Source organism: Deltaproteobacteria bacterium (assembly GCA_009692615.1).
Lineage (GTDB): Bacteria > Desulfobacterota > Binatia > UBA9968 > UBA9968 > DP-20.
Map to the genome: position 1 here is coordinate 1 of SHYW01000068.1, position 21379 is coordinate 21379.

A 21379-nucleotide genomic window follows, 5' to 3' on the forward strand; every position below is an offset into this window, starting at 1 on the left:
GTCTGCAAAGCGAAATGAGTCACCGTGCCGAGCCGGCTCACGCCGATCTTTTTACCCGCCATATCTTCGGGCCGCTTGATTTCGGCCTTAACCATGATCGATTGAGTGAAGCGCGGCACCATCGAGGTGATGTGAATGATGTCGCCGCCTTTGAGAACATTGGCGATGATCGCCGGTCCGCCCGAGCCGGAAAAATCCGCCGCCCCCGACAGCATCGACTGTACGAGAAGCGCCGATGCGCCGATGAAGACGGGGTCGAAATCGATGCCATGCCGTTCGGCGATGCGCGCCTCCTTGGCCACAAGCCAAGGCAAAACGTTGATGCCGATGGGCGAGAAAGGAAATGGAACTTTCTTCAGTGCCTGCGCCCAAGAGAGCGAAGGAACCAGCGTGACCAGCATAAGAGCAACGGCAACTGCGCTTCGGCCGTTTCGCAAAAAACTCGGAAAATTAAGCGAGCGTTTCATCTCGGATTCTCCTTGGTTACGGTTGCCGGTTTAGTACAATCGCTACTCCGCTGTCAATGCGCGGTGATTCTACAATAAATACCGAGAGCACCTCGGTCTACCGACTCACGCGATTTTCAGATGCTTGGCAAAAAAACCAAAGGTCCGCGGCCAAGATGCGTTCGCGGCGTGCAAGCGGTACCCAGCTGATCCGAAATTGGCAAAGGCATGCGCCGCGTTGGCGTAGGAGTGAAATTCGTGGGGCTTGCCGAGCCGAGTCATCTCGGCGTCGAGCTTGCCCATGTCCGCCGGTGAGGGATTTTTGTCGTCTTCGCCGAAGTGGCCCATGATCGGGCAGTGAATTTGCGCCGTGCGTTCAAACGGCGAAGGGCCATCGCCCCACGGCGAAAACGTATCGCCGCCGTAGTACATCACCCCAGCTTTGATGTCCGGATTGAGCGCCGACATCAGATAGACGGCCCGCCCACCCATGCAGAAGCCGACGATACCGATACGCGCGGGATCGACCGCACTATGCGACTTGAGAAAATCAACGGTGGCGTTTACGTCCGCGATCACCGTTGCATCGGTCAAACGCATGCGTCGCGTCGGCGCATCGTCTATACAATCCGCCGGATCGCGATGATAAAGATCCGGCGCCGCCGCAACGAGGCCTTCACGCGCGACCAGCTGTGAGAATTCGACAAAGTCATCGACGCCAGTCTGCCCCTGCACGACAACGATGCCGGGAACCCTACCCAACCCATCAGGCGCGCTCACGTAAGTACGCATGTCTCCACCGCCGGCTTTGATATTTTCCCAAGAAGCAGCCACAACGAACCTCCACGGCTAAGCAGTAAAATCTAAAACCAAGCCCGGCGAATTCCGATCTTATTTTTTGCGTCCTTTGCGTTCTTTGCGGTTAAATACTCCGAGTCCGATTTCATCCGCGCCCCGCAAACACTTCTCCCGCCCGCACAGTCCACTTGGCGGCGATGCGCTGCTTGTGCAGCTTCTCGCCGCCGACCGAATCGCGCAACGTTACCGCGTCGTCGACGATCTGCAGCACGGCGATGTCCGCTTCGCGGCCGACTTCGAGACTGCCGATGCGATCTTGCCAGCCGACCGCTTTGGCCGCGACGACGGTGCAGCTGGCGATGATCTTCTCAATGCTCAGTCCCATGGGAATAAATTTCGTCAGCGTCGTCGGCAGATCGCCGACGATGCCGAACCCCGGCTGCTTCATCTTGCCGTGCAGGTCGGAGCTGATGATGTCGGGAATAATCCCTTCGCCCATGGCGCGCTCGACTAGATCGAAATCGAAATGGCCGCTGGCGTGGCCGACGTCGAAGATCACGCCGCGCTCTTTGGCCTTGCGAACGAGCGGCAGCAATTGGCCTTTGTCGTCGAGGATCGACGGCTTCTGCGGCGTGTAGCAGTGGGTGATGATGTCGCCGGGGCGCAGCGTATCGGCGATCTCGTCCATACCGATCGCCGTACTGCCGACATGCACCATGATCGGCGTCCCCGACGCTTCGCCGGCCTTGATCGCCAAGCGTAGCGCCTCGCGGCTGTTTTCGCCGATGGATTTTTTGTGCAAGCGCACTTTGATGCCGACGCCGATGTCGCGGTTATCGATCACCGCCTGCGCCGAGCCATCGCGATCGGCGAAGCCAAGATTGAGCAGCTCGCCTGGTTCGTTGAACACTCCATGCTGCGCCAAAGCGACAAAGCCGATCATGCGCGTCTTCGAGCGCTCGTAGACCAATTTGCGAAAACCGAGCAAGTTGATCGGCCCCGCCGAACCGGCATCGAGCGCCGTCGTCACACCGGTGGCGAGACAAACCGCATCGAGATCGCAGCCATAAGGATTGACGCCCCAATAACTGTGCACATGAAAGTCGATCAATCCCGGCGTCACGTAGCAGCCGGTGACATCGATGACGCGCCCCACGTTCGTGCGCGGAATATTCGATTCGATCGCCGCGACCCGATCGCCCTTGACGCCGACGTCAAGCTTCGCGTTGACCTTGGTCGCCGGATTGAGCACCGTGCCCCCGGTTAATAGTAAATCGTATGTATCAGCCATTAATTTCTCGCAGTTGAAGTTTGTCCAATCTCGCCAGGTTGCTTCTCTTCCTCCGACTTCCGACCTCCTTCCCCCTTGCGGGGAAGGAATGAGGAAGGGGGTACACTCGATTAAGTCGGATCACCCCTATCCTAGACTTCCCCCCGTCAAGGGGGAAGGAACCGGACTAATCCACATCCAGACCGTAAAACTTCGCCGGATTGTAAGTCAAAATTTTATCGATGATCCGCGGATCGATGTCGCTGGTTTCTTTCAACTTCGCCAAAGCGAGCAGCTCGCTGGCGTTGTCGGCGTGGCCGTAGTCGGAGCCGATCATCAAACAATTCTCGCCGGCGTACTTGAGCACGTAGGGCAGATCGTCGTCGGTCTGACAGGCGACGAACAGTTGGTCGCTGCCGGAGAGCACGTCGGGCCGCGCTTTTTTGCCTTCGAGCTTGGGGAAGCGCAGATTCAAATCGTGCACCAGATACGGCACCCACTGCGCCGCGACCTCGATGGCGCCGACGCGCAGCTTGGGAAATTTCTCTAAAATGCCGCTCAAAATCATCGAGTGAAAGCCGCCGATGACGATCAACTTGGCGACGCGAAACGGTTCGGCGCCGAGCATGTCGTTGACGGTGAAGTTGCCGATGCCGGAATGAATCCCGATGGCCATATTCAAACGGCTCGCCTCTTCGTACAACGGAAAGAAATAAGGATCGTGCAGGGTGTGATGAGTTTCGATGCCGCGGATGAACACGGCGCAGGCGCCGTTGCCCTTAGACCAGCGTAGTTCATCCAGCGCCGCGTCCATGGTCAAGAGCGGCAACTGCACCGCCCAGCGCATGCGTTTCTTATCCTTCGACCAGATATCCGCCATCCAGCGATTGTAGGACTTGCACAACGCCAGCTCGATGCGCGGATTGTCGGTAACAGGACGCAAGAACAAGGTCGGGTAGAGCACTTGGATGCCGGTGCCGATTTCGTCCATATGCTTCAAGCGCGAGTCGATGTTAGCCATCTCACGCGATTCTTTGGAAGTGTCCTGGCCGATGTTATCGCGCCCGCCGATCAAGCGCCCGCCGATGATCCAGAAATTACTCTTCTTGCCGGTCGGCATGTCGACGGCGATCGGCACCGGCCGGTAACGCTTGTCGTCCCCTTCTAAATAATCCCAAGTCTTCTCGCACTCGATCACATGCGCGTCAGCATCGATACTTAACACCTGCAACCTCCGTTAAAAAATCCGAAATTCGAAGCACGAAGTCCGAAACAAACCGCCGCCAAATAAACCCAAACCAGAAGAAAATCCAAAACGCTGGATCCGCCGGAAGCTTATTTTGAATTTTACCCATTTTGATCATTTGAATTTGTTTCGGATTTCGGATTTCGTGCTTCGAATTTTTGTATTTTATATCCCATAGAGCGCCGACGGATTGTCCTGCAAGATTTTGTCGATCACCCGCCCGTTGATTTTTCCATCCGTGCGCAGCTTGCGCAGGGCTTCGATCTCGGCGGCGTTGTCCGCGTGGCCGTAGTCGGTACCGATAACTAAATTATCTTCGCCGGCGTAACGCAGCACTTGATCGAGATCGTCGTCAGTCTGGCAGGTGACGTAAACCCGATTCTCTTTCAAAATATTTTCTGGGAACGCGCGGCCACGCCGGGCGAAACGCCGCGACAGATCGTGCAGCGCGTAGGGAATCCACTGCGCGCTGACTTCGATAATGCCAAACTTGAGCTTCGGGAAGCGCTGCGGGATGGCGTGAAACACCAGCGAATGAAACGCGCCGATAACCGCGAGTTTAAACTTAGTGAAACCCGGATCGTCGGCGAAAAAATCGTAGGTGGTAAACGCGCCGTTGGCCGAGTGCACGCAGATCGGCAAATCCAGCGCGCTCGCTTGTTCGTACAAAGAAAAAAAGTAAGGATCGCTGAGACTGCGCTCGCACTCCAGGCCGCGCATGTAGACGCCGCAAGCGCCGTTCTCCTTGCCGAACTTCAATTCCTCCGCCAGATGCTCCTGGCTTTGTAGCGGCGGCACCAGTACCCAGCGAAACCGGTCCGGCTGTTTCTTGACGATGTCCGCCATCCAGCGGTTGTAACTACGCGACACCGCCAGATCGACATCCGGCCGCCGGCTCACCGGCGTGATGAAGAACGTCGGATAGATGACTTGAAAGTCAATGCCGAGTTCATCCATATGTTTGATCCGCGCGGAGAGATCGCTCATCTCCCGCGACGCCACCGGCAGATCGCGGCCGACATTGTTGCGCGGAATCACCCGGCCATCGACCATCCAATAATCGAACGGGTCTTTAACACTGGTCGCGCCGACAATCTTCGGTCGAAACCCCTTCTCCGACTCCAACATGTAATCCCAAGTCGACTCGTTCTCGATCACATGGGCATCCGCATCGATAACTTTCATCTAAGTTCTCCTACTCACGCCTCGTGTCTCAAGCCTCGCGCCTTTTTCAGCCGTCGCGTACCGCCTCATCGACCAGCTTGCCGTTCTCGTAGGCGAAGCATTTACCGCTCTGCACCATCGGCAACTGTGCGCACAGCACGAACCCCGTACCCAACACATCCGGGCCGGGTAAACGTTGAATCGCTTCGGCCGGCGCGGTCTCCGTCGCGATCGGCACGCGCGGTGAAAAGGTCACGATGCAAACGTTGGCATCGCGCACTTCTTCGGCGACGTAGCGCGAGAATGTGCGGATACCATCTTTGGTGACCATATAAGTCCCGGCACCGCCCGGCTTCACGCCGCCGCCGCCGTAGAGATTGATGATGTGACCGGTCTTTCGTTTCACCATATGCGGGATCGCATGCTTGGTGCCAAAAAAAGTTCCGTACAAGTTGGTCTTCACCACCCGATCCCAAAACTCCAAAGGCATATCGGCGATCAGCGGCCAACGCGGAATGTTCCAGGCGAAGTGCGGCACGATCGCGGCATTATTCATCATCACGTCGATCTGACCGAAGCGGCCAATCACTTGGTCGATCAGTTTCTTGACGCTATCTTCCTCGCGCATATCGGTATGAATCGCTAGAGTTTCCGTCAGCGCACTCAACTCGGCAGCCGTCTTCTTCGCCAAGTCAGCGTTGAAGTCCGCGATCACCACTTTCGCCTTCTCTTTGGCAAACGTCATCGCCGCATGTTTGCCGATGCCTTGGCCGCTGCCAGTAATCACCACGACTTTGTTTTCCAGCACGATCAACCTCCGAAACTTTGACTATATTATGAGCGAATATCGCAATCCCACCGCCGATTCAAACCGGATTCCGCAAACCAACATCGGTTTCACCACGAAGGCACGAAGGCCACGAAGGTTTCGGATAATTGAGTTTCCGAACTTCGTGATCTTCGTGTCCTTCGTGGTGAATAGTTTCCGACTCAAAAACCGCGGCACACGGGAACTAACGCTGCACGCCGTACAACCGATCGATGAAGCCACTTTCGTCCAGCTTGCCCACGAACCGCGCATCAACCAAATCCTCCACCTTGAGCGCGGCGATCTTAGGATTCTGCTGCGCCATCAAGCGTTGCGCGCTACGCAAGCCATCGAGCGACGGATAGGGTTTCCGGTTGAGCGTCGAAACATGGTCTTGATAGCCATCTTCTGCAACAGCCGGATCGCTGATGCGGAGATGCTTCATGAGAATTTTCAACGTCACGGCTTTGTTCGCCGGCAATTGCACGAAGGCCAAACTCTCGGTCAACGCAGCGACAATTTTCTCAATCGTCGCCGGCTGCTGAGCGAGATAATTTCGCGTCACACCGACGCCGAGTCCAGGAAAGCTGGCGTTGGTTTTCGCTAGATCGACGAGCTGCGAAAAACCTTTACTGGTGAGCCTACGGCTGAGCGGCGGATCGAGCACCGCGGCATCGATGCGGCCGGCTTCGAGCGAATGACCGATAGTCACCGGATCGCCGATGGGAAGAAAAGTAATGTTGTCGCGTTTCGGTTCGAGACTTAATTGCTCCAACGCCAGCATCGCGTACATCCAGGTGCTGCCGACGATGCTCTGCACGCCGAAGCGCTTGCCGCGCAGATCGGCGGCACTTTTGATTTGCGGACTGGCGATCAATTTCCAGCCGACGCGGCTCGATATCGATGTCAGCATCTTAACATCGACGCCTTGCGCCGCCGCGCCGAGGACTGAAACGCCGGAGGTAAAGGCCAACTGAATTTCACCGGTGAGCAAACTTGCGACTAAGGTGGAACCGCCGCGGATCAAGATCAGCTGCGCGTCGATGCCGTGCTTGGCGAAAATCCCTTGCTCCTGCGCCGCCCAGACGCTGAGCATGCTGCTGCTCACCGACGCCGCGCCGATGTTCACGCGCAGCGGCGCCGCCGCGGCGGATACCATTGCTGGAATGAGCCAGGCGAGCGCGACAGTAAGGCAGCGAGAGAAAAAAACCATGGCATGGTTATACGGGCCGGCTATTCGCCCATCACTTTTTTCATGAGCGCGATCACTTCCGCGGGCTGACTCATCACTTCCTTGGCCAGCGCTTCCACGTCATCGCCGTGAATCAATTCGGGTTCGAAATTTTGCTTTTTCGCCTCGGCGATAAATTCCGGACTGGTCAGCGCCTTGGCGTACGCGGCGCGTAACGTCTTTACATATTCGAGCGGCGTGCCCGGCGAGGCGAGCATCGGCGCGCCGCCGAACTCTCCAGAGCCCGACATCACCGCTACCAAGCGGCGATTGATTTCGCTGGTCTTGTACTGCTCCATGAGCTCGGTAAAAAGCGGCGTGTCCGGCAAGCGCGGGTCGCGTTTTTTACCGCCTTGCACCAGGACGCGCACCTGATTTTTGCTCCGCCAGGTATGAAACGGTTCGCGGCCAAAAAATACTTGGATGGTAAACGCGCGGCAATGCACTTCGCCGCGCTCGACGGCGAGTTCGATATCGGCGCCGCCCTGATAACCGGTGACCAATTGGAATTTCGCGCCGATGGTCAGCTCGAGCAGCTTGGGATAAAAATAGCCGGTGTTGCCCGTGCCGGTGACACCGCACCTGGGCGGTTCCTTCGCCTTGATGACATCGCTAATGGTTTTGTACGGCGTGTTCGCCCACATGTAGAGCAACGAACTGGTCGGCGTAGTGCTGCCGATCCAAGTGAGCTTGGCCCAGTCGAACTGCACTTCCTTCTTTTTTTGCAGCTGCTCGAAATACAGCGCCGCGTTGATCACGCCGACGGTCAGACCATCCGGCTTCGCGACACCGTAGATATAGTTAGTCGCCGTCATCGAACCGGCGCCGGACATGATTTGCACCACCGTAGCCGGATTGCCGGGAATATGTTTGGTCAGCTGCGGCGCGATCATCCGCGCCCAGATATCGTGGGCGCTGCCGGCCGGATAGCCGACGATGACGCGAATCGACTTACCGTGAAAGTAGGGTGTCTGTGCCGAAGCGTAATCGGTGAGACATAGCGCGAGCGCAAAGAGCAATCCGAGTCTTTTCATTAACCCCTCCGGCGGCAAATCATGAACCGAGATAGCGCCAAGTCGCCGCTGCTCGAAACCATAGGCAGAACGTGATTGACCGTCAAGCGGAAATAATTCAAAATGCTACTTATGATTACTGGTTTAAATATTTTTGCGCCCATCGCCGATCCCAATTCATATGCATTGACTCGACGAAAGTTAAATAATTGGAACCCTTCGAGCCGAAATCACCGATCCGCAGACCTCTCATTGCGCCAGCAGCGCGGTTTTTCCTTGGTCGAGATTCTCATCGTCATCGCCATCGTTAGCCTATTAGCCGCCATCGGCATACCGCAGTTCATCACCTACCGCAGCAAAGGCATCGACGCGCAGATGAAATCGGATCTGCGCAACGCCGCGGTCGCGGTGGAAAGTTATTTCGCAAAGAACGGCGTCTATCCTTCATCCACAGCGGTGATCGCCGTCAATGGCTTCCAAGGCACCCAAGGAGTAACGCTTTCATTGAGCAACATCACCGCCAACTCTTACCAACTCAGCGCCACCACATCCGGCGGTAGCCAAGCCAGTTTCAGCTTCGATAGCACCAGCGGCGCCATTCAGTAGGCTGAGCCGGGCGTCGGCATCAACTTGCGCGCTGCTTAAACATTGACAGTAATGCTTGGCATCTCGTAATCTGCGGCAACGATTGGATAGCCGCATTAAAACGATTCTTTCATACATTTTTATCTCGGTCGCCCTGCTCACCGGCGCCATTTCCTGCAGCGATATCAAGCATCATGGCGATGCTGAAAGCGCCGCCGGCGACGCCGCGTGGATTTCCCTCGCCGTCGAAAACGGCGAACCCTCCGGCCCGTTAAGTTTAATCGCCGGACAGGAATATGTCTTCGATCGCATCACGCTGGCGGTGGACAACCGCAATGTAGTCGACAACCGCGCCGCCCTCGAATGGCTGACCAAGCAATCGAGTTTCTCTGAGTTGAATTGGGACGGCGTGCGCGAAACGCGCGCCCACTGGCGCAACTTTCGCGAGAGTCGTAGCGCCGCCGATGTCTACGCTCATGTCTTCGAAGGCGCCAAGTGGATGAACGAGGTCAACGGCATGGAACTATCCGTGCGCGACGCCAAAGGCGTCGTACTCGGCGCGCCGCTGCGATTCACGCAGCAAGATTTTCTCAATCAGTTGAAGCAGCAAGATTTCGATATGATCAAGGCCGAGTTCCGCTACGAGAACTTCGCGCGCCATAAAGACCGCAGCTCGGCAAAGATCAAGCGCGCCGTCGCCAAGATCGTCTTCGCCGTGCAAACCAATCTCTCCAAGCGCCTGGCGATCCCAGCGAATGCACACTCGCTGCGCCTAGTGTGGGACAAAAAACCGCGCGAGCCTTACGATTTCCCGATTCGCTTGGTGCAATCACCGTACAACTACGGCGGCCGTCTCGAAGTAAAACTCGAGCCGGACAAGCCGGTCTATTTTCCCGGCGATACCATTCGCGCCACGTTTACTCTACGCGACCAGAAAGGCGTGCCGTTGAAATTTTCCGAGTTCGATCAAAACGGCATCCGCCAACTTAACATCCATCTCGACGGCCCGGTGCAAGACCCGACTTATTATCATGAAGAATGGCTGAGCGAGTTTCGCGTGCGCTACGCTTATCATGTGCGCGCACCCGCGTTGGGCTTCGGCACGGCGACGGAATCCACCAACACCGCGCTCAAAGGACCGCCCCTCGATGCCGACGGCGCGAGCATCGTCGTCGACCTGCATGTGCCGCAAAATTTGCCCAAAGACAAGTTCGGCAGCTTTGAGATCGGCGCCACCGCCTGGCGCAACTACGCCAGTCAATCCTGGATCGCCCGTCTGGATAAACATATTCAAGTCGGCCAAAAGGAGCCTACTGAATTCGAACGGTTCGGCTGCAAGAATTGTCATGCGCCGAACACGCCGATGGAGCTGGGATTATTAATTCCACCCATGGTCGGCGTGCAAAAATTAACTCTCGACAGTATCGAAAGCTGCGTCCTGTGCCACGACAACAGCCGCAACGGCTCGCGCCGCCTCGATAAGTACCTGCATCTAATTCACATGAACCGCGACAAGTTTCCGGTCGCGAAAAACAATTGCGCGGTCTGTCATCTCACCGCCGACAGTATCAAAAAAGTCCACTTCGAGGTCTGCTCCAACTGCCACGAGAGTTTACACCGGAACAATCAGCCGAAGTACACCGACGCCCAGTGCCAGAATTGCCACCAAGATTATAACCAAGGCCATATCGGGCCGGTGGCGCGGCGGTAAGAGAGGAATTAGCAGCGAAGTGAGTTAATGAATCAGCAGCCCCTCGATACGCGCTGCGTGCTACTCGGGGAATCGGATTTACCATAGCCGTCGTCCCAAGTAGCGCCCGTTAGGGCGCGTAGCGAGGGATTAGATAATGAGGAGAGACAAAATGATCCAAGAAATCGTCATCCAACATGTGCAACCGGAGAAACGCGACGAGTACATCAAAGTGTTCGGCGAGATTTTGACCAAAGCGAATTACGGAGGTTCCCATGGCATCAAGTTTTTCACCAGCATCGAAGATCCCAGCCGGGTGATCCTGATGATCGAGTGGGACAGCGTCGAAGCCCACACCCAACATCGCGGCACGCCGACGCACAACGCCATGCGCGAGGCGACGGCAAAGTATCAAACCGCCAAAAGCGAAGGCGCGCATTTTTTGCAGCATCAAATAAAGTAGCAAGCCGTGTTCGTGGTTCGTGATCGTGAAATCCTAAAGCACGATCACGATCACGGAAAACTTGAGGCCAAACGATCAATCCGCATTACCTCGCGAAACCTCAACGAAGCTAGGAAACACCTCACGCGTCCGACGACACGATCACGTCCTCAGGTATCCGCTGCACCCGGCATTCGTGATTGTCCCGACCGATCTTTTCGCAGGCTTCTTTCTCGGAGGCCGCGTCTTCGATCGAAAAGTTCTCAGTGCCGATATACCAGATTCTAAAATTAGCCATGGTCTTATCCCCTTCTAGCCAAGGCGTTTCGTGCCTTTCGTAACTTAGACGTTGGCACCGGGAAAACAGTTGCTAAGACCGACTGAAGCCTGCGAACCTTGTATTTTGTCCAGCGTTGACCTACTTGTTCCGTTGTATTCTTCCACAGGAACGAACCATGGACCAATCTGAAAATGACATGATAACCCGGGTTGGACCGGGCACGCCGGCCGGCGAGACGTTGCGCCGCTATTGGCTGCCGATCAGTTTTTCCCACGAAATAAAATCGGACGCACCGAAAATCGTGCGCAGGCTGGCGGAAGATCTTTTACTGTTTCGCGACGAGCATGGCCGCGTCGGCTTGACCGAACCAACCTGTCCGCACCGCGGCACTTCATTGGAATACGGCTGGGTCGAAGCCGGCGGCATTCGCTGCTGCTATCACGGCTGGGTATTCGATGTGAACGGCCGCTGCATTGAGCAGCCCGGCGAACCGGCGGAGAGTAATTTCAAAGACAAGATTCGGCTCAAAGCCTATCCCATTCGAGAGGTGGGCGGCCTGATCTTCGCTTACATGGGGCCGGGCGAGCCGCCGCCGTTTCCGCGCTACGACTTTCTCTTTCGTCAGGATGGCGAGCGCACCTACGACGGCTATGTCCGCGAGTGCAATTTTTTGAATCAGCTCGACAACTGTCTCGATCCGGTGCACGCCACGATCCTGCACGGCCGTGAAATCAACGGCGCCAGGGAAAATCCCGAACGCGCCGAAACCCCGGAGTTCGAAGTGCTCGCCGACGATTTGTTCGCCAGCTATGTGGCGAGGCGCCAAGGTCCGGTGGCCGGCAAGGAGTGGCATCGCGAGGTTTCTTACACGCCGCCGGTGCTGGTCATTCATGACGGCGGCTCGACGCCCGACGATGCCAACGGTTATTTCGCCGATGTCGCCTGGCGCGTGCCGGTGGATGACTACAGCACGCAATCGTTCATTCTAAAATTCTTTCCATTTAAAAATGGCCAGTCCACCATTCGGCCCAAACGAAAATCCTCCCGGCCGGTGCCGCTCATGCGCGGCACACAGATGAAATTCGACATGACCACCGTCAACGGCCAAGACGCCGCGGCGCAGATCGGCCAGGGGCGCATCGCCGACCGCGCCGCCGAACATTTGGGCTACTCCGACCGCGGCGTCATTCAAGTGCGTAAGCTCTGGCTGTCGGCGATCCAAGCGGTCCTGCGCGCCGAAGATCCGCCAGGCATCCTGCGCGATCTTAAAGAATCTGAGTTGCTTCATTTCGACGTGGTCGGCTCCGGCCGGCTGGTCGACAAAGGTGAGATGGCCGACCATCTACCGCGGGTGGTGCGGATCTAATCGCGAAACAGTGGCGCGAAATGACACGCGGCAAAAATTTCATCCTGCGCGGCGCAATCTTCATTGCGCTGCTCGCCGCAAATGCAAATTTGTATTCCGCTCAAGCACCGGCCAAATGGCAAACCGACTGGCAAGCAATTCAGCGCGCCGCCGACAAAGAAGGTCGGCTGGCGATCTACGGTCCCGCCGGCACCGGTCAGCAAAAACTCTACACCGAAGTTTTTCAGCAAGCGTTTCCGAAAATCAAAGTAAACTACACGCCGGGCCGAATCAGCGAAATCATTTCGCGCATCATGGCCGAACAGCGCGGCGGCGTTCGCCAAGCCGATCTGGTGCTCGGCGGCACTGACATCTTGCTCGGCACGTTAAAAGACAAAGGCTTACTCCAACCGATTCGCCCCGCCCTCGTGCTGCCCGAAGTCCTCGACGGCAGCGGCTGGTACAAAGGCAAACTCTGGTTCGCCGACAACGAAGAGCGATTTATTCCGATGTGGCGTGCCGTGCCCTACACCGCCGCGTGCATCAATACGAATTTGGTGAAGCCCAATGAATTGAAAAGTTACTGGGATCTGTTGCAGCCCAAATGGAAAGGCAAAATCGTCTCACAAGATTTGCGCCTCGGCAGCGCGCGCAACCAGATGTACACCGTCTACCAGCGCAAAGACTTGGGCGCGGAATATCTCAAACGCTTACTTGGAGAAATGGAGCTGACGTTTTCGCGCAACCTGCCGCAGATCGCCGACTGGCTCGCCAGCGGCAAATACGCCATCTCCATCGGCGGCGTCGACTGCGACGACCTGGCGATTAAGGGCCTGCCCGTGCTGCCGATCCATTTCGAAGGCATCGCCGCCGTCGGCGCCGGCACCGATCCGGCTTCTTGGCTCGCCACCTCCGCCCATCCCAACGCCGCCAAAGTTTTTTTGAATTGGATTTTGAGCCGCGACGGCCAAGTCAATTTTCAAAAACTTACCCGCGAGAACTCGCTGCGCGTCGACATCGCCAAAGAAGGCGTCGTCAACCCGTACTTCATCCTCGACCCCAAGCGCGAATATCTCTTCACCGGCCTGGAAGAACACAAAGACAAGATCAACGAGTTCCCTCCCTGGTTGGAATCGCTGATCGCGAAAAAATAATTGCACGTTTCCTAAATTGTAGGGGCGGACCTACGTGTCCGCCCTCCGGACGGGCGCACACATAGGTGCGCCCCTACGTGGAATTGGTCGGTAATTTATTTTTGTGCCCTTTGCGTTCTTTGCGGCCATTTCTCCCTTGAGTCTCAGCACCGATTCGCATAGTTTTGCAATCAATCGACTGCGCATCGAAAAAATCAGGAGGGTTTCGCGATGACTATTTCCGCCGACGAAAAACTCACGGTGTTAAATCCGGTTGGCTATCCGCCCAAGATCACGCCCAAAGCGCTGGCGCCGCGGCTGGAAAGTTTGGACGGCAAGACCGTCTATCTGGTCGATCCGCGCTTCGACGACTCGGGGTTGTTTCTGCGCCAGGTACAAAGTTGGTTCGCCGACCACATGCCGACGGTTAAAACTAAGTTCGTCGAGATGAACAACGTCTACACCAAGGACGATCCGAAAACTTGGGAGAAGATCAAAGCCGACGGCGACGCCGCCATCATCGGTGTCGGCCATTGAAGCACCTGCGCGCCGGCGGTCGCCGCGCATGCCATGACGTTGGATAATAAATACGGCGTGCCCACCGTGGCGCTGCACACCCACGTATTTGAAAAAGTCGTCGAGTCGGTGAACCGCGTGCACGGTATGCCGCGGGCGCCGCGCGCCTTCGTGCCCCAACCGGTGATGGGCAAAACCGCCGAGCAGCTGCGTGCCTACGTCGACGGCAAGGACCCGCTCAGCGGCCGGCCGGTGATGCAAGAAGTGATCGAAGGATTGACCCAACCGATCGAAGACAATGGCGTTGTAAATGCGAAGTTCGAGCATGCCTCGACGCCGCGCTTGGTCGATGCCGACAGCGAAGAGAACTTACAGCAACTATTCCTCGAAAAAAATTGGACCGACAAACTGCCCATCGTGCTGCCGACGCAGAGGCGCGTCAAAGAAATGCTCGCGCACACGAGCCACAAACCGGACGAAGTCGTCGGCCACATGCGTTCCACCCATTTCAGAGAATATTGGGAATACACAGTGGAGAAAGTCGCCGTCAACGCGGTGATGGCCGGCGCCCGGCCGGAATATTTGCCGGTGATTCTTGCCCTCGCTTCCACTGGCGTCACGGCGCGCGGCAGTACGTCGAGTTCAGCGGCGGCGATGGTAGTGGTCAACGGACCGATTCGAAATGAAATCAACATGAACAGCGGCACCGGCGCCATGGGGCCGTTCAATCACGCCAACGCGACCATCGGCCGCGCCTACGGATTGCTCTCGCAAAACGGCCAAGGCAGCTCGGTGCCCGGCGTGACTTACATGGGCTCCCAAGGCAACAACTACGCTTATAACAACGTCACCTTCGCCGAGAACGAAGAGCGCAGCCCGTGGACGCCGTTTCACGTCGAGCATGGCTTCAAAGCCACCGACAGCACGGTCAGCGTTTTCACCGGCTGCCGATCGACGGCGTTTACCCTCGGTGTGCGCGAAAAATTCTGGCGCGAGCATGTGCGCAGCATGCTGCGCGGCCTGGACGCCCACAGCCAGCCGACGTTTTTGCTCGATCCCATCACCGCGCGCCAGTTCATCGACCGCGGCGGTTTCGATACGAAGGAAAAATTAATTGAGTGGGCCTATGAAAACTCGCTGATGGCGGCCAAGGAATATTGGGATTATCAATTGATCCAAAATTACATCTACCCGCGCGCCACCTTCGGCGAAGAACCCTACGCGTCGAAATTGAAAGCCGCCCCGGACGAAATGATCCACATGTTCAAACCCGAGGAAATCCACGTCGTCGTGGTCGGCGGCGAAACCAACGGCTACTGGCGCATCATGGATTGCAACTATCAGAAGACGGTTTCCGTCGACGCGTGGCGCTGACGCAATGGTAGAAAAGAAAATCCGAAATTCGAATATCGAAATCCGAAACAAACACGGGGCCAAAAAAATCCAAAATTGGAGAAAATTCAAAACTCTGAATCCGGATGGAGTTTGTTTGGAAATTTGGGATTTTGGTCATTTGAATTTGTTTCGGATTTCGATATTCGAATTTCGAATTTAGAGTTACTAATGGCAAACTACGACATCATCATCATCGGCTCCGGTCTCGCCGGTCTCACCGCCGGCTTATTCTCGGCGCGCCAAGGGCTTTCAACTTTAGTTTTCGAGTCGAACATTCCCGGCGGCCATCTGATCAGCATCGAGAAGATCGAAGACTTTCCCGGTTTTCCCGATGGCGTCTCCGGCTATGAGATTTGCCCCAACTTGCAGCGGCAAGCTTCCGACCACGGCGCAGAATTTCAGCGCGCCGAAGTCCTGCGCATCGAAGCAAAGGACAAAGCTTGGTCGGTCGTCACGGAAGAAGAAACTTATCAGGCGAAAGCGGTGATCGTCGCCACCGGGTCGACACTAAAACAACTCGGCGTTGCCGGCGAAGAAAAACTCATGGGCCGCGGCGTCAGCCACTGCGCCAGCTGCGACGGCCCGATGTGCAATGGCCAAACCGTCGGCGTGGTCGGCGGCGGCGACTCGGCGCTGCAAGAAGCGCTGACGCTGACGAATTACGCCGAACGAGTTTTGCTTTTCCACCACGGCGAGACTTTCTCCGCGCAGCAAACTTATAGGCAACGAGTGTTAAGCAACTCGAAGATCACGCCGCACTACCAAACCGCCATCGAAGGAATTGTCGGCGACGAAGTGGTCACCGGCGTGCGTGTGCGGGATTTGAAATCTGGCGAAACTTCGCAGATCGAACTCACAGGAATTTTTATTTACGTCGGCATGCAGCCAAACACGGCGATCTTGGAGAAACTCATCAAGCTCAGTGACACAGGACATGTGCCGACGGATATCTCCATGCAAACCGAACGGCCCGGCCTCTACGCCGCCGGCGACATCCGCCAAGACTCGGCGCGCCAAGCGATCACCTCCGCCGGCGACGGCGCGACGGCCGCCATCGCGGCGTGTCGCTACATCAATGCAATACTTCGCTAGGAAATTTTTCGTGGAAGTTAAAAGCTTCGAACGACAGGAATTTCTTTTCAAATACTGAGAGACGGGGCGATGCTGTTCGCCATTCGCAAGGCTCTCACGCGGCTTCGTCGCCTGACTGGTAGCGCGCGACTGGGACGCGCACATGTTTCGTGATTCGACCGCGGCCTGCGGCTATTTGACGCATTCTCTTGAAAACTTGCGCGTGATGGTAGCGCTCGCCGCACTTATTGCACACCCAAGCCGGCACATCCTCAATAATTACCAGTTCGTCCTTGTGCCGAAAGTATTCTCGCCCGTGTTTCGCCGCCAAACGGCCGACGCAGCACCGAGCGCAGATATCGCCGGTTAAATCTAGTGTTTTTTTACGTTTCATAAGCAGTGATAATTACCACAAGCTGACGCGTTTGAAAAAATTGCGCAACCACGGTGAGACCTTTTCCTTTCTGCGTTTTTCCCTCGATTACATACTTACCCCGACCTATGGGGTCTCTTTCACGGCGAATGATTGTCCCATTAAGCATCGCGGCCTCAAGATCTTGTTCGGTTAGGTTATCGTTAGCCAATTCGTTTTCAGCGTGAATGGATAGTACATAGTCACCCTGCTTTACCAAATTACGAATTTTCGCCAGAACTCGTGGGTACATCAATGCGAACCGGCGCGGCCCTTTCCCAGGATCAATACCCGAACGACTGTAATATGTCCAGAATAACCGATGGGGCCTGTCCCGGAACAATAATACTATCGCTTGATCTCATGAACCGCTTGGAAGTATGAAAGTGTTAACGACAATATGAATTACCTTCTGCTAATTTGTCTATCGTGGAGTTTGGTGTTTGCGCCAATCGCCCACGCCCAAACAAATTTCTTCCAAGGCAAAACCATCCGCGTTATCCGCGGCGGTGGGCCGGGCGATCTTTACGATTTATGGACGCGCCACATTGCGACCTACTTGGGAAAACATATTCCCGGCAATCCCGGCATCATGGTGCAGAACATGCCGGGCGCCGGCTCGGTGATCGCGGCGAATAATATTTACAGCATCGCCAAGCCCGACGGACTGACGCTGGGCTCGCTCAATCCGGGTATCTACATGGATCAACTGGTCGGCCGCAAAGAAGTACGCTACGACTGGGCGAAGTTTGGCTGGCTCGGCACGCCGGAACAAACCGAGTCGGTGCTATTTTTTCGCGCCGATACTCCGTACAAGACCGTCGACGATCTGCGCAAAGCAACCGAGCCGCCCAAATGCGGCTCCACCGGCACCGGCTCGACGACCTTTCATATCCCCAAGCTCATCGAAGAAATTTTCTCGGTGAAGTTCAACATCATCGCCGGCTATCAAGGCGCGGCGGACATTGACGTGGCGCTGGAACGCGGCGAGATCCAGTGCCGGCTGATCACCATCGCGGCGTTTTTCGGCCGCGAACCGCATATTAGCTGGTAAAAATAAGGCTTCACCCGTCCGTTCGTTCAGACCGGCCGCAAACGCGATCCTCAATTGCCGGAGACACCGACGCTCTACGACTTGATGAATCAATACAAAACCCGCTACGCCGAGCGGCTCCTCGCAACTCTGGTGACCGCGCCCAATGAATTCGGCCGCCCCTGGACCGCGCCGCCGAATATGGCGCCGGACCGTTTGAAAATCCTGCGCGATGCTTGGAGCAACACATTGAAAGACCCGGAGTTGCTCGCCGAAGCAAAAAAACGCAGCTGGCCGGTGGAAGCCGTCGGCGGCGAAGCACTCGCAGTGCTAGCGAAAGAAGTTATCGCCCAGCCGCCGGAAGTCATCGCTAGATTGAAAAAACTTTTAGCTGAGTAAGGCAACCCTTGGGTCTAGAGTAAGTATGTAAGTATGACTGACGCACACCACATGAGAATCGGTTGGCTCGGTCCGAGCTTGCCGTCGAGTTCACATATCAAGAAATTTCTCAACTTGGTGCCGGCCAACATCGAAGTTCTCTACGAGCAGCTCGTGCTCCACGACGGCGTGTTAAGCGATGTTCAAGGCAAGCAGGAGTTGATCGTCAGCCGCGCCGTGACGTTCGCCGACAAGCAAAGACTCGACGGCCTGATTTTTCCCGGCGCGCCGCGCGAAGTTTTGAATCCCAAATTGTTCGAAGCATTTTCCGCGGCGCTCAAGATTCCTGTTGCCACCGCACTGCGCGCTTCGGCGGCGGTGCTGAAAACGTTTTCCGCCAAACGAGTTCTCTTACTCACGCCCTTCGACCCACCGTTGAACCAACTGATCCGCGACTTTCTCGGCCAATTCGACCTTATCGCCACTTCGCCCAGCGAAACATTGCCTCACTGCACCGACGCGCTCAAAATGACCGACGACGATGTCATCGCCTACGCGCGCCGGGCCATCGCGGAGCAAAGCCACGTCGACGCAATCTATTTCCAAGGCGCGGTGCTCGATCCGATGGACTGTCTGGAGCAGATGGAGCGCGAACTGAATCTGCCCGTCGTCGCGAGCAATCCGGCGATGAATTGGTATATGCTTTCAAAGCTTGGCTTGAAACATCCGCTCGCGGGATACGGCAAACTGTTAGCGAACTGGCCCGCACTACCCGCGGCCTAGCGAAACGAAGCGCGATGATGGAGTCAAGCCAAGTTCGAACATTCCCCCCTTTGAAAAAGGGGGGCGAGGGGGGATTTTCCCAGATTGCAGCTCCAACACTAGCCCAAAGAAAATCCCCCTCAGTCCCCTTTTTCCAAAGGGGGATGTATCGACTGGCTGCGCTTTTCTGTTCGGCGTTAATTCTTGTTGTCGCAGCAGACTGCGCATTAGCGCAATCCGATTTCTATCGCGGCAAAACCATGACGTTCATCGTCAACATGGCGGCCGGCGATGCCAACGATCTTTGGGCGCGCGCGCTGACGCGCAGTTTGGTCAAATACATTCCGGGCAATCCGAATATCATCGCGCAAAACATGGCCGGCGGCGGCTCGATGATTTCGGCGAACTATCTTTACAGCGTCGCCAAAGCCGACGGCTTGACCATCGGTCAAACTTCCGCCAGTCTCTACTTCCAACAACTCACCGGCCGGTCCGAAGTGCAGTTCGATTGGCGCAAGTTTAGCTGGATCGGCTCGGCGGGCCTGGTGGAGTCTTTGCTGATGATGCGCGCCGACGCGACCTACAAATCCATCGAAGATATCCGCGCCGCCAGCGAGCCGCCCAAGTGCTCCGCCACGGCGCCGGGATCGAGCACGCACATCACGCTCAAAGTTTTGGAAGAAGGTCTGGGCGCGAAGTTTCGCATTGTCACCGGCTACAAGAGCGGCAGCGATCAAGACCTCGCCATCGAGCGCGGCGAAGTGCAATGCCGCGCGATCTCTTCGGCGTCCTTCCTCGCCCGCGAGCCGTTTATCAGTTGGCAGAAAAAAGGCTTTATTCGCATCTTGATGCAAACCGGCCGCAAGCGAAACCCCAAACTCGCCGATGTGCCGACGATCTACGAACTGATGACGCGCCATCAAACCGCGGAAGCGAAACAGAAAATAGTTTCGGTGCTGCTCGGGGCCGATAACTTCGGCCAATACCTCGCGGTCGCGCCGCCGCGCACGCCCACCGAGCGGGTGAGAATATTGCGCGAAGCCTACACTCGCGCGCTGAAAGATAGCGATCTGATCGAGGAAGCGAAGAAACGCAACTGGAGCATGGAACAGATCACCGGCGAAGAACTCCAAGCGCTAGCGAATCAAGTGATCGAACAACCGCCGCAACTGATCGGCCGAGTCAAAGAACTGTTGGGCGGCAATTAAATTTTCAATCGACTCCAGACCTATGTCGTGTTGCAATTGTTTGCCAAACCGGACAAACCAGAAAAACTTGCGCGATGGAGGTGCCACATGATTAAATATTTTTGGCTGATGATGATCGGTTTGCTGGCGGCGACGAGCGCCCGAGCCCAAGCGCCTTTCTATCAAGGCAAAACCATCCGCGTCATTGTCGGCACGCCGCCGGGAAATCTTTACGACTTCTGGGCGCGGCTGATCGTCGACTACATGGGGCGGCACATCCCTGGCAATCCGAGCTTCGTCGTCCAGAACATGCCCGGCGCCGGCCACGTCGTCGCGGTCAATTATCTTTACGGCAATGTGAAACCCGATGGCCTGACGCTGATCGGTTCGGTGATCCCATCGCTTTATTTGAATCAACTGATCGGTCGCTCCGAGATTCAATTCGATTGGGCGAAATTTTCCTGGATCGGTTCGCCGGCGCGCGGCAACAGTCAAATGTACATGCGCAGTGATACGCCCTACAAAACCGTCGAGGACATACGCAATGCCAAGGAGCCGCCCAAGTGCGGTGCCACGGGAGTCAATGGCCCCGACTCGTACTTTCCCAAGCTCTTGCAAGAAACCGTCGGCGCCAAATTTCAAATCGTCACTGGCTATCCCGGCGGCACCGACATCGATCTCGCCGTCGAGCGCGGCGAGATTCACTGCCGGGCATTCACCATCGAAGCCTACTTCGGCCGCGAGCCCTATCACACCTGGCGCAAAACCAATTTCGCCCACCACCTGTTTCAAAGCGGCAACAAACGCGATGCGCGGCTGCCCACTACGCCGACAATTTTCGAATTGATGGATCGCTACAAAACGCCTGAGTCCGGCCGCCGCCTGGCGACCGTGCTGCTCGGCGCCGACGATATGGGCCGGCCCATGTTCGGCCCGCCCAACATGCCGGCCGAGCGATTGAAAACTCTGCGCGACGCCTTCGGCAAAACCATGGCCGACGAACAGTTCCGCGCCGAGGTAAAAAAACGCAATTACGAATTCGATCCGGTGGGCGGCGAAGAACTGGAAAAACTCGCCAAGGAAGTCATCGGCCAGCCGGCGGAGATCATCGAGCGGCTAAAAAAGGTTTTAGGAAACTGATAGTCTTAATCGAGGCGTGAAACGGCATCCATCG

23 protein-coding genes are annotated in these 21379 nt (G+C 56.4%); 13 read left to right on the forward strand and 10 right to left on the reverse strand.

All coding sequences use genetic code 11. The features are described from left to right. From EXR70_16095 to EXR70_16130, 8 genes are all read right to left on the reverse strand, one after another. Window positions 1-467, reverse strand: a 467-nt coding sequence (locus EXR70_16095) for an ABC transporter substrate-binding protein (GenBank protein MSP40011.1), incomplete at its 3' end; no start/stop codon positions are given. Between the two features lie 105 nt (window positions 468-572). After that, window positions 573-1280, reverse strand: coding sequence for a dienelactone hydrolase family protein (locus tag EXR70_16100; GenBank protein MSP40012.1), 708 nt, complete (start codon window positions 1278-1280; stop codon window positions 573-575). Between the two features lie 109 nt (window positions 1281-1389). Further along, the gene (locus EXR70_16105) at window positions 1390-2535 is read right to left on the reverse strand and encodes a hypothetical protein (protein MSP40013.1); all 1146 of its coding nucleotides are present in this window, start codon (window positions 2533-2535) and stop codon (window positions 1390-1392) included. Between the two features lie 166 nt (window positions 2536-2701). Beyond that, entirely contained in the window at window positions 2702-3739 is a 1038-nt protein-coding gene (locus EXR70_16110; protein ID MSP40014.1) for an amidohydrolase, read from the reverse strand. 186 nt (window positions 3740-3925) lie between these two features. Next, window positions 3926-4945: a hypothetical protein gene (locus tag EXR70_16115; protein ID MSP40015.1), complete on the reverse strand. Its 1020-nt coding sequence runs from the start codon at window positions 4943-4945 to the stop codon at window positions 3926-3928. Window positions 4946-4991: 46 nt separating this feature from the next. Next, complete coding sequence (locus EXR70_16120; GenBank protein ID MSP40016.1) at window positions 4992-5738, reverse strand: SDR family oxidoreductase; 747 nt, start codon at window positions 5736-5738, stop codon at window positions 4992-4994. A 199-nt stretch (window positions 5739-5937) separates the two neighbouring features. After that, the gene (locus EXR70_16125) at window positions 5938-6945 is read right to left on the reverse strand and encodes a hypothetical protein (protein MSP40017.1); all 1008 of its coding nucleotides are present in this window, start codon (window positions 6943-6945) and stop codon (window positions 5938-5940) included. Window positions 6946-6965: 20 nt separating this feature from the next. Beyond that, the gene (locus EXR70_16130; GenBank protein ID MSP40018.1) at window positions 6966-7997 is read right to left on the reverse strand and encodes a hypothetical protein; all 1032 of its coding nucleotides are present in this window, start codon (window positions 7995-7997) and stop codon (window positions 6966-6968) included. A gap of 111 nt (window positions 7998-8108) precedes the next feature. Here EXR70_16130 and EXR70_16135 point away from each other — a divergent pair, with 111 nt between their 5' ends. The 8 genes from EXR70_16135 to EXR70_16170 all read left to right on the forward strand — a co-directional run bounded on the left by EXR70_16135 (window position 8109) and on the right by EXR70_16170 (window position 16454). Then, on the forward strand, window positions 8109-8582 hold the full coding sequence (locus EXR70_16135) for a prepilin-type N-terminal cleavage/methylation domain-containing protein (protein MSP40019.1): 474 nt from the start codon (window positions 8109-8111) through the stop codon (window positions 8580-8582). An 82-nt stretch (window positions 8583-8664) separates the two neighbouring features. Continuing rightward, window positions 8665-10272 carry a hypothetical protein gene (locus EXR70_16140; protein ID MSP40020.1) on the forward strand — a complete coding sequence of 536 codons (1608 nt, stop codon included), beginning with the start codon at window positions 8665-8667 and terminating at the stop codon, window positions 10270-10272. Between the two features lie 136 nt (window positions 10273-10408). Continuing rightward, window positions 10409-10714 carry an antibiotic biosynthesis monooxygenase gene (locus EXR70_16145; GenBank protein ID MSP40021.1) on the forward strand — a complete coding sequence of 102 codons (306 nt, stop codon included), beginning with the start codon at window positions 10409-10411 and terminating at the stop codon, window positions 10712-10714. A gap of 434 nt (window positions 10715-11148) precedes the next feature. Next, the gene (locus tag EXR70_16150) at window positions 11149-12339 is read left to right on the forward strand and encodes a hypothetical protein (protein MSP40022.1); all 1191 of its coding nucleotides are present in this window, start codon (window positions 11149-11151) and stop codon (window positions 12337-12339) included. 20 nt (window positions 12340-12359) lie between these two features. Further along, a complete protein-coding gene (locus tag EXR70_16155; protein ID MSP40023.1) occupies window positions 12360-13472 on the forward strand; it encodes an extracellular solute-binding protein in 1113 nt (370 codons plus the stop codon). Between the two features lie 210 nt (window positions 13473-13682). Next, window positions 13683-13988: a hypothetical protein gene (locus EXR70_16160; GenBank protein MSP40024.1), complete on the forward strand. Its 306-nt coding sequence runs from the start codon at window positions 13683-13685 to the stop codon at window positions 13986-13988. A 33-nt stretch (window positions 13989-14021) separates the two neighbouring features. Further along, window positions 14022-15341 (forward strand): hypothetical protein, encoded by a 1320-nt coding sequence (locus EXR70_16165; GenBank protein ID MSP40025.1) that lies wholly within the window; start codon window positions 14022-14024, stop codon window positions 15339-15341. A 189-nt stretch (window positions 15342-15530) separates the two neighbouring features. Beyond that, a complete protein-coding gene (locus EXR70_16170; protein MSP40026.1) occupies window positions 15531-16454 on the forward strand; it encodes an FAD-binding protein in 924 nt (307 codons plus the stop codon). A gap of 94 nt (window positions 16455-16548) precedes the next feature. On the opposite strand, the gene EXR70_16175 is transcribed toward EXR70_16170, so the two are convergent. Both EXR70_16175 and EXR70_16180 read right to left on the reverse strand, forming a co-directional pair. Then, window positions 16549-16827, reverse strand: coding sequence for a YgiT-type zinc finger protein (locus tag EXR70_16175; protein ID MSP40027.1), 279 nt, complete (start codon window positions 16825-16827; stop codon window positions 16549-16551). Further along, window positions 16817-17098, reverse strand: a complete 282-nt coding sequence (locus EXR70_16180; GenBank protein ID MSP40028.1) for a DUF4258 domain-containing protein — start codon at window positions 17096-17098, stop codon at window positions 16817-16819. The genes EXR70_16175 and EXR70_16180 overlap by 11 nt, the downstream gene beginning before the upstream one ends. A gap of 147 nt (window positions 17099-17245) precedes the next feature. Between EXR70_16180 and EXR70_16185 the strand changes: the two genes are divergently transcribed. The 5 genes from EXR70_16185 (at window position 17246) to EXR70_16205 (ending at window position 21345) form a co-directional block, all read left to right on the forward strand. After that, window positions 17246-17899, forward strand: a complete 654-nt coding sequence (locus EXR70_16185; protein MSP40029.1) for a hypothetical protein — start codon at window positions 17246-17248, stop codon at window positions 17897-17899. A gap of 54 nt (window positions 17900-17953) precedes the next feature. Next, entirely contained in the window at window positions 17954-18277 is a 324-nt protein-coding gene (locus tag EXR70_16190) for a hypothetical protein (protein ID MSP40030.1), read from the forward strand. 33 nt (window positions 18278-18310) lie between these two features. Beyond that, window positions 18311-19039 carry a hypothetical protein gene (locus EXR70_16195; GenBank protein MSP40031.1) on the forward strand — a complete coding sequence of 243 codons (729 nt, stop codon included), beginning with the start codon at window positions 18311-18313 and terminating at the stop codon, window positions 19037-19039. A gap of 14 nt (window positions 19040-19053) precedes the next feature. Then, on the forward strand, window positions 19054-20226 hold the full coding sequence (locus tag EXR70_16200; protein MSP40032.1) for a hypothetical protein: 1173 nt from the start codon (window positions 19054-19056) through the stop codon (window positions 20224-20226). Window positions 20227-20313: 87 nt separating this feature from the next. Then, a complete protein-coding gene (locus EXR70_16205; protein MSP40033.1) occupies window positions 20314-21345 on the forward strand; it encodes a hypothetical protein in 1032 nt (343 codons plus the stop codon). Window positions 21346-21379 lie beyond the last annotated feature (34 nt).